This window comes from Buttiauxella sp. WJP83 (assembly GCF_027594725.1).
In the GTDB taxonomy this organism is placed as follows: domain Bacteria; phylum Pseudomonadota; class Gammaproteobacteria; order Enterobacterales; family Enterobacteriaceae; genus Buttiauxella; species Buttiauxella selenatireducens.
The window spans coordinates 3,197,837-3,211,478 of record NZ_CP110080.1 but is presented as its reverse complement, the minus strand read 5'-3'; the positions used below and the strand labels follow the sequence as shown (position 1 = coordinate 3,211,478).

General features: G+C 50.1%; 14 protein-coding genes. 9 read left to right on the top strand and 5 right to left on the bottom strand.

Annotated features, from left to right (window positions below; all coding sequences use genetic code 11):
• On the top strand, positions 1-1,119 hold the full coding sequence (locus OH773_RS14900; RefSeq protein ID WP_270139554.1) for an SLC13 family permease: 1,119 nt from the start codon (positions 1-3) through the stop codon (positions 1,117-1,119).
• Positions 1,120-1,156: 37 nt separating this feature from the next.
• Here OH773_RS14900 and OH773_RS14895 read toward each other — a convergent pair whose 3' ends face one another.
• A complete protein-coding gene (locus tag OH773_RS14895; RefSeq protein ID WP_270139553.1) occupies positions 1,157-1,972 on the bottom strand; it encodes a Cof-type HAD-IIB family hydrolase in 816 nt (271 codons plus the stop codon).
• Complete coding sequence (locus OH773_RS14890; RefSeq protein WP_183270933.1) at positions 1,969-3,192, bottom strand: MFS transporter; 1,224 nt, start codon at positions 3,190-3,192, stop codon at positions 1,969-1,971. Before OH773_RS14890 ends, OH773_RS14895 begins: the two co-directional genes overlap by 4 nt.
• Positions 3,193-3,298: 106 nt before the next feature.
• On the opposite strand from OH773_RS14890, the gene OH773_RS14885 reads away from it, so the two are divergent.
• A complete protein-coding gene (locus tag OH773_RS14885) occupies positions 3,299-3,844 on the top strand; it encodes a TetR/AcrR family transcriptional regulator (protein ID WP_270139552.1) in 546 nt (181 codons plus the stop codon).
• A 158-nt stretch (positions 3,845-4,002) separates the two neighbouring features.
• On the top strand, positions 4,003-5,238 hold the full coding sequence (locus OH773_RS14880; protein ID WP_270139551.1) for an MFS transporter: 1,236 nt from the start codon (positions 4,003-4,005) through the stop codon (positions 5,236-5,238).
• A 107-nt stretch (positions 5,239-5,345) separates the two neighbouring features.
• On the opposite strand, the gene OH773_RS14875 is transcribed toward OH773_RS14880, so the two are convergent.
• Positions 5,346-6,143, bottom strand: a complete 798-nt coding sequence (locus OH773_RS14875) for an SDR family NAD(P)-dependent oxidoreductase (RefSeq protein ID WP_270139550.1) — start codon at positions 6,141-6,143, stop codon at positions 5,346-5,348.
• 292 nt (positions 6,144-6,435) lie between these two features.
• On the bottom strand, positions 6,436-8,118 hold the full coding sequence (locus OH773_RS14870) for an aspartate:alanine antiporter (RefSeq protein ID WP_270139549.1): 1,683 nt from the start codon (positions 8,116-8,118) through the stop codon (positions 6,436-6,438).
• Between the two features lie 299 nt (positions 8,119-8,417).
• Between OH773_RS14870 and OH773_RS14865 the strand changes: the two genes are divergently transcribed.
• Positions 8,418-8,780, top strand: coding sequence for an inner membrane protein YbjM (locus tag OH773_RS14865; RefSeq protein WP_270139548.1), 363 nt, complete (start codon positions 8,418-8,420; stop codon positions 8,778-8,780).
• A 39-nt stretch (positions 8,781-8,819) separates the two neighbouring features.
• Here OH773_RS14865 and OH773_RS14860 read toward each other — a convergent pair whose 3' ends face one another.
• Positions 8,820-9,092 carry a GrxA family glutaredoxin gene (locus OH773_RS14860; RefSeq protein ID WP_034456459.1) on the bottom strand — a complete coding sequence of 91 codons (273 nt, stop codon included), beginning with the start codon at positions 9,090-9,092 and terminating at the stop codon, positions 8,820-8,822.
• Positions 9,093-9,334: 242 nt separating this feature from the next.
• Between OH773_RS14860 and OH773_RS14855 the strand changes: the two genes are divergently transcribed.
• The 5 genes from OH773_RS14855 (at position 9,335) to OH773_RS14835 (ending at position 13,612) form a co-directional block, all read left to right on the top strand.
• The gene (locus tag OH773_RS14855) at positions 9,335-9,634 is read left to right on the top strand and encodes a YbjC family protein (protein ID WP_270139547.1); all 300 of its coding nucleotides are present in this window, start codon (positions 9,335-9,337) and stop codon (positions 9,632-9,634) included.
• Positions 9,618-10,340, top strand: a complete 723-nt coding sequence (gene nfsA, locus OH773_RS14850; RefSeq protein ID WP_270139546.1) for an oxygen-insensitive NADPH nitroreductase — start codon at positions 9,618-9,620, stop codon at positions 10,338-10,340. The genes OH773_RS14855 and nfsA overlap by 17 nt, the downstream gene beginning before the upstream one ends.
• Before the next feature lie 152 nt (positions 10,341-10,492).
• Positions 10,493-11,326, top strand: coding sequence for a xanthosine phosphorylase (xapA, locus tag OH773_RS14845; RefSeq protein ID WP_270139545.1), 834 nt, complete (start codon positions 10,493-10,495; stop codon positions 11,324-11,326).
• Between the two features lie 43 nt (positions 11,327-11,369).
• Positions 11,370-12,626 carry a nucleoside permease gene (locus OH773_RS14840; protein WP_270145883.1) on the top strand — a complete coding sequence of 419 codons (1,257 nt, stop codon included), beginning with the start codon at positions 11,370-11,372 and terminating at the stop codon, positions 12,624-12,626.
• A gap of 68 nt (positions 12,627-12,694) precedes the next feature.
• Positions 12,695-13,612, top strand: coding sequence for a LysR family transcriptional regulator (locus tag OH773_RS14835; protein WP_270139544.1), 918 nt, complete (start codon positions 12,695-12,697; stop codon positions 13,610-13,612).
• Positions 13,613-13,642 lie beyond the last annotated feature (30 nt).

The following is a 13,642-nucleotide window of genomic DNA, read 5'->3' as shown; positions in this document are numbered from 1 at the left end:
ATGTTGTTAACCCTGATTCGCCCTTTTGCTCGCGATCGATTCCTTCATCTATTGCTACTTATTGGTGTGGTTCTGAGTTTTATCGCGCCTTTTCATCCAACCCTTTGGGCGAATGCCATTGATTGGCACACCATTATTACGCTTGCTGGCTTAATGATGTTGACCAAAGGCGTGGAGTTGAGTGGCTATTTCGATGTGCTGGGCCGTCGGATGGTGAAACGTTTTGATAATGAGCGAACGCTTGCCCTGTTTTTAATCAGCGCGGCGGCATTGCTCTCAACGTTTCTGACCAACGACGTTGCACTGTTTATTATCGTGCCGTTAACCATCACGCTGAAAAAAATGTGCGCGATCCCCATTAACCGACTGATTATTTTTGAAGCGTTAGCGGTGAATGCTGGCTCAATGCTTACGCCAATTGGTAATCCGCAGAACATTTTGCTGTGGGGGCGTACGGGCTTATCGTTCGGGGAATTTAGCTGGCAAATGGCCCCGCTGGCGCTGGCTATCATGCTCAGCCTGTTGGCGCTTAGTTGGTTCTGTTTTCCCAATAAAAAACTCATTTACCAGAGTCATGATAAAAAACATGACTGGCAGCCAAAACTGGTGCTGAGTTGTGTTGCGTTGTATGGGGTATTTATTGTCGCGCTGGAGCTAAAACAAGAGATCTGGGGACTGGTCGTCGTGGCCGCGGGGTTTCTTGTGCTGGCCCGCAGAGTATTGCTGAATATCGACTGGAGTTTGCTGTTGGTATTTATGGTGATGTTTATCGATGTGTATCTGATAACGCAGCTTCCGGTGTTACAGCACGCATTAGCAGGCATTAATCAGCTTTCTACTGGGGGGATATTCGCTCTGGGAATCGGTTTGTCGCAGGTGATTAGTAATGTTCCCTCGACGATTTTGCTGCTGAATTACGTGCCCGCGTCGATGTTGCTCGCTTTCGCGGTAAATATTGGCGGTTTTGGTCTGCTGCCCGGTTCACTGGCGAATCTGATTGCCTTACGTATGGCCAACGATCGCCGTATTTGGGTACGTTTCCACTACTATTCATTGCCGATGTTATTGTGGGCGGCGGCGGTGGGGTACGGTTTATTGTTGTGGCTTAAAGCGTTGTAAAGTAAAAAAGAGGGGCATATTTGCCCCTCTTTTCGAATCACTCGTCAAACGGTGATTCTTTCTTCAGGACTTTTTCAATCACATCCAACACACCTTGCTGATTGCAATGTCCAGCCTGATAAGATGCAACGTGTTTAATTTTTTCAGGAGCATTGGCCATAGCAAAGCCGAACCTGGCCTGACGCAGCATCTCTATATCGTTGCCGCCATCGCCAAACGTGACGACTTCGCTGTCATCGATACCCCATTTTTCTTGCAGTATCCGCAAGCCGTTAGCTTTGTGAATGCCTGGAATAATAAGGTCAATCGAGCCATGACCGCTGGTCACCGGCACCATGATACCTTCGAATTGCTCAGCCAGTGAATTCATGGTGTCTTCTAATAAACTGTCGGGCAGATTCAGCGCGAATTTGAAGAAGATATCGTCGAGATGTGAGAAGTTGTCGACGAGTTCAAGACGGTGATAGTACATGCGAGCCAGTTTTTTGAATGCCTCGTCATAACTTTTCAGGATATAACCACTGCGTTTACCACAGGCAATGATCTCCACATGCGGTAATGTCAGCAGATGGTCGATAACGGTGTTGAACTGCTGTTGTGTCAACTCACCGTTGAACGTATCTTTGCCCTCGTTAACGACCCATCCCCCGTTGTCGGCAACGAAAGAAATCTCGTGGGCAATCTCCGGGAAAAACGAAATTAACTGGTAATACTGGTTGCCACTGGCGACCACAAACCGAATACCTTGCTCTTTCATCTGCGCATATAGTTCAGCAAAACGTGCGCGGTTGTACTCTTTATTATCGTCCAGGAACGTTCCATCCATGTCGACGGCAATTAGTTTCACACTCATCGATTTCTCCGTTGAATTAACTCAGGTACAAGGTCAGTAGGTTTAGCGACGGCTTTCGCAACCAGGGCTGCAACCACCATCAAACTCAGCACGACCAGCATGGCCAGACGCAGGCCGTAATGTTCGCCGAGGAAGCCCAGCAAAGGCGGGCCTACAAGGAATGCAATATAGCCTGACGCTGCTACAACACTGACGCGCGTTGCCGGGTCAGGCCCGGTATCACCTGCGGCAGAGATGGTGAGCGGGAAGCCGAGCGAGGTTCCCAATCCCCATAGAATCACGGAAATGCCTGCCACAAAGGCATTATCAACAAAGATGATAAGGCCAATACCTAAAATCCCCATCACTGCACAGGCACGAACTACCGTCACGCGGCTGTAGCGGTCGATAAACCAACCGCCGGTAAAGCGCCCAACGGTCATTCCAAGCGTAAACCCGACATAAATCATTGAGCCGGATGTGGGGCTAAAACCATGGCCGTCGACCATCAGCAGGGGTAACCAGTCATTGGCGGAACCTTCTGCAAACGCCATCGCCAGCACAATAGTGCCAATCAGTATCAGTTGAAGATCTTTATAAAACGGCGGGTGCGGTTCGTGCGCATCAACAGAGTTCGCATCGGTATTGTCCTTTCCTACGCCATGAGGAATTGCGGTAATCGCGATAATAATCGGCGCAATTACGATTAGGCCAATCACCAACAGATGCCCATAAGCAGTGACGTTAAAGGCCGTCAGACTCATGCCAATACCCGCGCCAGCCAGTGTTCCGAGACTGTAAAAACCATGCATCATCGGAAGCACCGTTTTTTTCAGCAGGCCTTCCACAATGGCACCTTCAACGTTCATCGCGACTTCAGACGAGCCAAGCCCAGCGCCTAAAATCGCAAGCCCGAGAGCAAACAACCATGGTGACGAAAGGAACAGCGCAACCCCCATCACCAACATGCCGGTTACCATTAGCGTCATGCCGCTACGGATAATATTGCGCGTACCAAAACGTTTAACCAACCAACCGGAGCAAAGAATACCGCTCATCGAGCCAATCGACAGGCCAAACAGCACGATGCCCATACCCGCAGTCGACACGCTGAGCGTGTCCCGAATCGCAGGGGTGCGTGTAGCCCAGGAGGCCATAACCAGGCCCGGCAGAAAGAAGAAGGCGAATAATGCCCAGGTGCGACGTTGTGTCGCTTTACGTTGGCTAATAGCGGCAGACATGGAGATACCGGTTGGCGATGAATGCGAATTACACTAGCAAGATTGTGTACATATGTACACATAGCCTGGTAAACTCTTTTGAGTCCGGTTTAAACGAGCGAAAATAATGAGCAAAGCCCCGCGCCGTAACGATCCTTCACGACGTGAACGCATTCTGCAAGCGACACTGGATATGCTGGTAGAGCATGGAATTAGCCATATTACACACCGCAAAATTGCTGAGGCAGCAGACGTTTCGTTAGGGTCGATGACCTATTATTTCGACGGCATAGAATCATTGCTGAGCGAAGCATTCACGAAATTCGCTCTTCAGATGTCAGATGAGTACCGCAGTCGCATGGAGCAAGCCCGCAATCGCACCGAGGCTTGCGAAGCTATCGTCGATATGATTTGCGGCGAGAAAATTGCTTCCTCCTACAACCTGCAAGTGATGTATCAACTTTATGCCTACGCTAACCGCAACCCCGCCTTAAAAATCATCATGCAAGACTGGATGTGTCGTAGCCAGCAAGTGCTGGAAGCCTTCTTTGACCCGATAACCGCCCGAACGCTGGATGCCTTTATCGAAGGCATGACACTGCATTATGTGACTGACAGGCATCCGCTGAGCCGCGAAGATCTCAGCAGAATGCTGGCAAAAATTGTGGGATAAATTTGGCAGGTGATTTTCTGCATATTGTTAGCTAGAGTTTGAAGCAGTTTCTTAATGTGAGTCTGTTACCAATGTAGTTTTTCCCTTCGCGATAAACACAGTTTTAAAACCGACGAATCGTCGGCGACTACTTTGTGCTTGTTGATAAGGGATAACTCATGTTTTTTCTCATTCTGCGTACGCTTCGCCAGCACCGCTGGTTTGCCCTGCTTGGGGCGGCATTACTCCTCTCTTCAGTTGGAAACGGGCTGACTTACGTCATCGTTTTTGGAAAACTCCTCGCTCTTGAGGCGAAACCTTCGGTACTCACTCTTGCTTATATTCTTGCGCTGGCTCCGGGGTTTCCGGGAAGCTATCTGGCCGAAAAATTGCTCACCAAAATGGCGCCTATTCCAGTAATGATTGTGTGTGAAATCATTGGGTTGATGGGGCTGGGATTGCCTGTATGGTCATTATTTAGTGATAGCCAGATCTTGTTACTTTCAAGCCAGGCTGTAGCGGCTTTTGCGGGTGGCATGATGGTTCCGGTACTTAGCCAGACGTTAAAAAACGGCCTTAAATCCGCAGAATTACCCGCCGCGTCTGGCCTGGAAACGTTTATCTTCGCGGCAAACGTCATTCTTGGTATCGGCATCGGCACATTGCTTTATGGACATATTGCGACATCGGCAATTCTCGCACTGGATGCGATGAGTTTTATTCTCGGGATAGTTCTGCTGTTCGCCGCACACAGGGCGTATCGCCCAGTTTGTACTCCGGGACATGTTGAGGTTTTACCCAACCTCAACTGGCGGGAACTCACACAAATGCAGCGTCGCAGCTTGCTATTTCTACCGGCAATCGCATTCGTTGGTGCACCCGCAATGGCCCTGTTACCTGCATTGGCGCCAAACTTTGGCGGCACATCTTCTGAATCTGGATTGATGTTGTTACTGGCTCGCAGTGTGGGACAGCTCATCGGCCCGTTGCTGTTGTCTGAAGCACAGTTGCAGCGCCATACAGGGAAACTCAATGTGCTTATCATTTCGCTTGCTCTGTTCATTTGCTGCTACGCGCTGGTCTCAATCACTGATAAGCAATGGGTGGCGATGTTATTGATCGTCATGGCGCATATCTTTACTAACATCGTGTACGTGCTGGCAACGTTAAACATCATGCAGACTTTTCCTGCTTCAATAACCGGCAGAGCGATGGCGAAGGCCTGGCGCTTCCAACTGGTTATCACCTTGATTTTACCCGTGATAGCAGGCTTTGCCGCTGACACGTATGACCCCGCATGGGTGTTGTATCTCAGCTCGGGCGGTGGTTTTGCAGTAATGATTTGTATGCTGGTCGCAAATCAGAGAGTGGGGCGAAATGGAGGTAATACTCTGAATTTTAAAAAGAGTGGGTAATTCTTGGCAGTAAATTAATAGGATACTCATACCTAAATTCATTCGAATTGTGGGAAGACGGCACAGGGAAATGACCAACCTCTGCCGTCATCTACCTGTCCTGACTGTCAGTGGGTCGTCGTACCCGCAGTCATGTTGACTACTGTTGCCGTCATTGCACCGGCATGATCTGATGCCAAAAATGTCATTAACTCGGCCACTTGAGAAAGCGTGGGCAGACGTTTAAGCATGGTACTTTGCACAGCGCCACCGACCCACTGTTCAACCGTCAATCCCATTGCTTGGGCCTTGGGTGCGAACACCTCACCGGTATAAGAACCAGCCTGCACAGCGCCGTCTATCGCATGCGAACGCACGCAGATAACTCGAATATTCCTCGGTGCAAATTCGCTGGCAAGGGCCTTAACGAAAGCTTCTGTACCCGCACAACCGACGACGTGACCAAGGTGGCCCGGAATCGCCATTGTGCTTGCGGGGGCGACGACCGTTATGATTACGCCTGCGCGTTCATCGCCCATGTGCGGGGAGACTGCTTTTGCTATGTTGAATTGTGCTGTCAGAAACGGGTCAATTCCTTGCCTGAACTCGGCGAGGGACAACTCCGCAATGCCTTTGCCCTGAACATGCATAAAACCGGTTGTGTTTATGACCACGTCAAAGCCGCCGACCTGCCGGGCCAGATGATCCGTCTCCTCGAGAGTTGAATGCTCGTTGAGTACGTCGATAGTAAATGTCTCGGCCTTACCACCCGCAGCGCGGATTTTGCTGGCAACTCGCTCCAACTTTTCCTGGTTGCGAGCCCCAAGAATCACATGCGCCCCCTCGCGCGCCAGAGTATGTGCAACTGCGCTGCCGATAGCACCACTGCCACCGAAGATCACGGCTACTTTGCCTTTAACCAACATAGCGTTTTTCCTTTCGTCAGAAAGCATGAGTCAAAATTATGGATGAAGTCTTGAGATTTGGCGCAGGCTATCGCATGTCAGAGTCAGGGGAGGGGAGCTAACTTTCTGATTTAAAAAAGAACACGAATTTCGGGCAATAAAAAACCCATCAACCTTGAACCAAAGAGGCGGGGTTGATGGGCTCCACAAATTGGGGACATCAAAGAAAAGCAGTGGCACTAATTAAGACTTTGCCCCAATCAAAAAGTTCGCTCTGTCATAAAAAATCTTTTTTCTTTGTTTGCTACAGGGGTCACAAACCCGGCCATATGATTACGATTAGCGTCCCCGCGAGGGTTAGCAACACGTTAGCGATAGCGTAGGTCCCGGCGTAGCCCAGTGCCGGAATGTTGCTGCGCGCAGTGTCGCTGATGATTTCCATTGCTGGTGCGCAGGTTCGTGCGCCCATCATTGCGCCAAACAGTAATGCGCGGTTCATGCGTAAAACGTATGCACCAAACAAGAAGCAGATCACGACCGGAACCAGGCTGACGATGAGCCCAGCGATCAACATTTGCCCGCCAACCGCACCTAAGCCGTTACCAATGCCGCTGCCAGCGCTTAAACCAACGCCTGCCATAAATACCATCAAACCGAACTCTTTCACCATATTCAGCGCCCCTTGCGGGATATAGCCGAAGGTAGGGTGGTTGGCTCGCAGGAAGCCCAACAAAATCCCGGCGAACAGTAAACCTGCCGCATTACCCACGCCAAAACTAAACGAGCTGAACTGGAAGGTGATCATGCCGATCATCAAGCCAATAATAAAGAAGGCGCAGAAGGCGAGTAAGTCGGTAATTTGGCTGTGAATGGAGATAAAGCCGATGCGCTCTGCAACGGTTTTCACGCGACGAGCATCACCGCTGACTTGTAAAACGTCACCTTTGTTGAGCACGATATTATCGTCGATAGGCATTTCAATCTGGCTACGGATAACACGGTTGAGGAAGCAGCCATGATCGGTCAGCTTTAATTGCCCGAGGCGGCGGCCCACTGCATTGTGATTCTTCACCACAATTTCTTCGGTGACAATACGCATGTCCAGCAGGTCGCGGTCGAAAACTTCTTTACCGTTACGGAAACTTGGGTCGAGCCGGGAATGGGCATCAGGATAACCCACAAGCGCGATTTCGTCACCTTTTTGCAGCACTGCGTCGCCATCTGGGTTTGCCAGAATGCCATTGCGGCGAATACGTTCGATGTAGCAACCGGTCTGACGATAAATACCGAGTTCACGCAGATTTTTACCATCAGCCCAGGCGACCAGCTCAGAACCTACGCGGTAAGCACGAATAACCGGCAAATACACCTTGCGAGCGGCGTCAGTATCCAGCCCGCGCTCCCGAGCAATTTGTTGCGCGCTGGTTTGTAAATCCTGATGCTGAAGTTTAGGTAAGTAGCGTGCGCCAACAATCAGGCTAACCAGGCCGATAAGATAAGTCAGCGCGTAACCGAGGCTAAGGTTATCCAGGGACGCGGCAAGCTGGGTTCCAGCGACCCCCGAATGGCGCAATGTATCACCCGCACCCACCAGTACCGGGGTGGAGGTCATCGAACCCGCGAGCATCCCGGCGGTAAGGCCGATATCCCAGCCAAAGAGTTTCCCCAAGCCTAATGCCAGCAACATGGCAGTGCCGACCATGACCAGGGCCAACATCAGATAATTTTTGCCATCGCGGAAGAAAATTGAAAAAAAGTTTGGCCCAGCTTCTACGCCGACACAAAAAATGAACAGCATGAAACCCAAATTTAGGGCGTCAGTGTTAATCGAAAAATGTTGTTGGCCGAGTATTAAAGAGACCACCAAAACACCAATGGAATTACCCAGTTGGACGGGCCCAAGGCGTAATTTCCCCAGGCATAAGCCCAAGGTCAGAACAACAAATAATAACAGGATGTAATTCCCGCTTAACAAATCTGCGACGTTTATATTCACGAAGGCTAACTTCTTGTTTACTAGTAACTTGTTGAAAGAGATGGTTTTTTGGTTTAAGGTTTCTACTATTAACGACGCAATTTGATGTATTTTCTTTGCATTAAAATATCCAGTGCGCAGACCTGATAATGGCCTTTAGTTTAATCTTTATAAAGATTAACGGCTAGTAAGAATATTGTGCTAATTGCGCTATCTATTTTTTAGCAAGGATTGCTGAAACTTATCTCAATCGGGCCGGTTCTCATGCAGAACTGTAATTTTAAGTTCGATATAGGCGATTGTCAGGAGGATGTGTGTTCATGCGTGGACAACGTTGGTTTGGGGTCGTTTGCTGCTTCGTGTTGTTTGTTGGCGTGTTTCTTTCGCAGAAATTAATGGCCGCCAACAGCTACCCGGGTGATAAACACGCTGAGTGGGGGATGCTGTTTTTTATCCTGCCAGGTATTATCGCTAGCGTGTTTTCCCGCCATGGCCGAGTGATCAAACCGCTGATAGGCGCAGTACTGGCTTCACCGCTTTGTCTGCTCATCATTCAGTTTTGGATGTCGCCAACGCGAACATTCTGGCAAGAAATGGCCTGGATGTTTAGTGCTGTGTTTTGGTGTGCGCTTGGGGCATTGTGCTATCTGTTTTTACGTAGCGTGCTCCGCCGTCAGCGGTGAAAAAAACCGGCTCATTGAGCCGGTTTTTTTGTCTGTTGCTTATTCCGCATTCTGGAACAAACTCAGGTGTTCTTTCGCGTAAGCTTCGAAATCTGTGCAACCACCGATGTGTTTCTGATCGAGGAAGATCTGTGGAACGGTTTCAACAGGCTTACCGACAGTTTTTTCCAGATCGGCTTTGCTGATGCCTTCTGCATGGATATCAACATAACGGAAGTTGAAGTCGTCACGCTCAGCGGTCAGTTTCTCAGCCAACTCTTTAGCACGAACGCAATATGGGCAACCTGGGCGGCCAAAAATCACTGCAAACATGGTATCTCCTTCATTTTTTGTGGCCGAACGAACCGGCGAATGGCAACTATAATGCCGCTAACGGTTACGAATGGGAAGAAGGTATTACCTGTTAGTTTGATATTCCCTACCTATCCCCTTCATACTTCAAGCTGCCTCATTGTCGGGTGAGTTCTCTTGCCGCCGCGATGCAACTTGAAATATTTTGGGGAAGTCATATGCGGTCGTATACTGAGCCGATAATTGCCTCTGGAGACAAGCGGATGCGTTCACTCGGTGCCTTGCCGAAACCTGTGTTAGTCCTCGAAGTTATCGGTATTGCTTTTTTGCTTCTTTCATATCTTTCCCTGAACGGTTACGTGACATTGCCAGCGCCCGTTGGAAGTGCCACAGCGGCTATTGTCATGGTATTTTTGGGTATTGCCCTGATGCTTCCCGCGGCAGCCTTCATGGTATGGGCAATGGCGCAAAATGTTGCGCCGCTGCTGACCAAAGGCCAGCCACCCGTTGATAAATCTCTTACAAACAAGCCAAAGGATAAACGCGATGACGCCGACCATTGATCTGCTGCGTTCACACCGTTCCATTCGTCGATTTACCGACGCGCCTATTACAGATGAACAGCGTGCAGAGATTGTTGCCAGTGCCCAGGCGGCCTCCAGTTCCAGTTTTTTGCAGTGCAGCTCGATTATTCGCATCACCGATAAATCATTGCGTGAGCAGCTTGTTCCACTGACAGGTGGCCAGCGACATGTTGCGCAAGCGGCAGAGTTTTGGGTGTTTTGTGCCGACTTTAATCGGCATCTACAAATCTGCCCGGAGGCACAGCTTGGCCTGGCGGAACAATTATTGTTGGGCGTTGTTGATACCGCACTGCTTGCGCAAAATGCTTTTACGGCTGCGGAATCGTTAGGATTAGGCGGTGTGTACATCGGGGGCATTCGCAATAGTATCGAGGAAGTGACTGAATTATTGGCCTTGCCGAAACACGTTCTGCCATTGTTTGGTTTGTGTCTGGGTTGGCCTGATGAAGACCATGACATCAAACCACGCATGCCTGCGGCGATGGTGGTGCATGAGAATAGCTATAAGCCCGTTGATGCAGATGTATTGGCACAGTATGACGAAGATATGGCGCAGTATTATCTCTCTCGCGGCAGCAATGCTCGCCGTGACACATGGAGTGACCATATTCGTCGCACCATCATTAAAGAAAACCGTCCTTTCATTCTCGATTATTTGCATAAGCAAGGTTGGATCACTCGATAATGAGCCTCGCGGCGGCTGTGGTCGCTGCCAATCAATACATTTTTACTATCAATCACCCGCCCAAACGGTATTGGTTTTGTATCGTTGTCAGTCGGTATAACAGAGCAAGTAATTTTTCTCTGCTATTTCGACACCAAGACAAGGAGCAACCGATGCCGATGACTACACTTGATAATTCCCCGTTTTACGCCGCAGATATTATCCGTTCACGCATTAATGGCCTGGTTCCGCGCGTGGCTTTCATTCTGGGTTCCGGGCTTGGCGAACTGGCTGAGAAAATCGAGCAGCCTGTCGTTTTCCCCTATGACGAGTTGCCTGGATTCCCGGTTAGCACGGTTCACGGTCATGCAGGCGAGCTGGTGGTAGGGACTCTCGCCGGTATTCCCGTCGCGTGTATGAAGGGGCGAGGCCATTTTTATGAAGGACGCGGCATGTCTGTGATGACGAATGCCATTCGCACCTTCAAATTACTGGGATGCGAAATCCTGTTCTCGACGAATGCGGCGGGTTCACTGCGCCCTGAAGTTGGCCCAGGAAGCCTGGTTGCACTTAACGATCACATTAATACTATGCCGGGTACGCCGACCGTTGGCCCTAACGATGAGCGTTTCGGTGAGCGTTTCTTCTCTCTGGCAAATGCTTATGATGCCGACTACCGCGGCATTTTGCAGAATGTAGCGAAAGAGCAGGGCTTCCCGCTCACGGAAGGGGTGTTTGTCTCCTATCCAGGGCCAAACTTTGAAACCGCTGCAGAAATTCGCATGATGCAAATCATTGGTGGCGATGTTGTGGGTATGTCTGTGGTGCCTGAAGTGATCAGTGCTCGCCATTGCGGTCTTAAAGTGGTTGCTGTTTCTGCGATTACAAACCTGGCCGAAGGCCTGGGCAGCGTGCAGCTTTCCCACGCACAAACCCTGGCGGCTGCGGCACTTTCGCGTCAGAACTTTATCAATCTGATCTGCGGTTTCCTGGGCAAGCTCGCCTGAGACACTACCAACACACCGGGTAAAACACATGGCGATTAACTCCATAGCGATTAAATCACGCTTGAAAATCATGTTGTTTTTGCAGTATTTCATTTGGGGGGCTTGGCTGGTCACGCTGGGCTCATACATGATTAATACCCTCGGATTCCGAGGGGCTGACGTGGGCATGGTCTATAGCACCAAAGGCATTGCTGCGTTATTAATGCCGGGGATCGTCGGTATTATTGCCGACAAATGGCTGCCTGCGAATCGTGTTTATGCACTGTGTCACCTGGTGTGTGCGGCAATGCTTACCTGGGCTGCGAGCATCAACCAGCCGGGGCTGATGTTTTGGGTCATGCTGGGTAATGCGATGGCGTTTATGCCAACAATTGCGCTGTCAAATACCATCTCTTATGCCAGTCTCGAAAAGGCGGGACTGGATACTGTCAGCCATTTCCCTCCGATCCGCGTGTTTGGCACCATCGGTTTTATTGCTGCGATGTGGACTGTCAGCCTGATGCGCTTCGAACTCAGTAATCTTCAATTGTACATTGCGGCGGGGGCTTCTCTGGGATTGGCGCTCTATTCACTCACCTTACCGACTATTGCGGTGATTAAAGGTGGTGTGTCCCGTAGCTGGGTGAGTCGCCTGGGATTGGATGCATTTGTCTTGTTCAAAAACCCTCGCATGGCGGTTTTCTTCTTATTCGCTATGTTGCTGGGTGCGGTCTTGCAGATAACCAATACTTTTGGCAACCCGTTCCTGCACGATTTTGCACGTAATCCTGAGTTTGCAGACAGCTTCGTGGTGCAATATCCCTCAATTTTGCTGTCGGTTTCTCAAATGTCCGAAGTGGCGTTCATCCTCACCATCCCATTCTTTTTGCGCCGCTTTGGCATCAAACAAGTGATGTTGATGAGTATGGTGGCGTGGGTGTTGCGCTTTGCTTTGTTTGCCTGGGGCGACCCATCAGCCTTTGGCTTTGTGTTATTGCTGCTCTCAATGGTGGTCTACGGTTGCGCCTTCGATTTCTTTAATATTTCCGGTTCAGTCTTTGTAGAACAAGAAGTCGATTCGCGTATTCGGGCCAGTGCTCAAGGGCTGTTCATGACCATGGTTAATGGGATTGGTGCGTATGTTGGCGCAATTCTTAGCGGCTATGTTGTGGATTACTTCAGTGTTGACGGCGTAAAAGACTGGACGACCATTTGGTTAGTCTTCGCTGGATATGCGTTGGTGCTGGCGATTATTTTCCACTTCAGTTTCCAGTATCGTCACACGCCATCGCTTAAAGCTTCGGCACCGGTCGCACATTAATCGTCGCCTGGATTACAGCGAGCGACAGGAGTGATAACTTATGGGGCTGCCAGAGCATAGGGAGCCTCATGAGTCATTCACAGCGAACTTACCGTACCGATTTAAAACTACTGCGCTATTTTCAAGCCGTAGCGGAAGAGCTGCATTTTGGTAAAGCCGCAGCGCGGCTCAACATGTCGCAACCGCCGCTAAGCTTCCACATCAAAGAGTTAGAATCCCAGCTCGGCACGGTGCTGTTTATTCGTCATTCTCGAAGCGTCGCCCTGACTTATGCGGGTGAAGTCTTACTGGAAGAAACCCGGCTGCTACTGGATAGCGCGAACCAGGCATTGGCGCGCGTTGAGCAAATTGGGCGTGGGGAAGGTGGGCGAATTCATCTGGGAATTGTCGGTACGGCAATTTGGGGTGGGCTGCGTTTGGGGTTGCAGAGGTTTATCGCGGATAATCCTGCCATTGATATCTTGTTCCGCGAGAAATCACCGGGTGACCAGCTTGCTTTACTTGGAAGTCACGACATTGATGCCGGAATCTGGCGCATGGAAACCAATCCACCGCCGGGATTGCGTAGTGAAAAACTTCATGACGCGACGTTTTTAGTCGCGTTGCCGGAAAAGCACCCGCTAACAAAACAAACAGCTATTGATATTGAACAGTTACGCCATGAAGCCTTTGTCACGATGACCGCAGTGCATTCTGACTGGACTTTTTTGCAAGGTGTTTGCCGGGAAGCTGGGTTTTCGCCGCGAGTGGTAAGAGAGGCGGTTGAGCCGCAGACTGTACTGGCGCTGGTCAGTATTGGAATGGGGTTGACGATCATGGCAGACAGCTATGCGCAAATGAACTGGCCAGGAGTGACTTTCCGCCCGCTGACTAAAGCGATCCCAGCCGATCTTTATGTGGTGTACGACCCGCATCATCTGTCTTCTACCACGCGTCATTTAATTGACGTGTTAAAACAGTCGCCAGACACATTGCCCGTTCGTTGAAACACCATGGCGGTGCTATGATAACCGCGC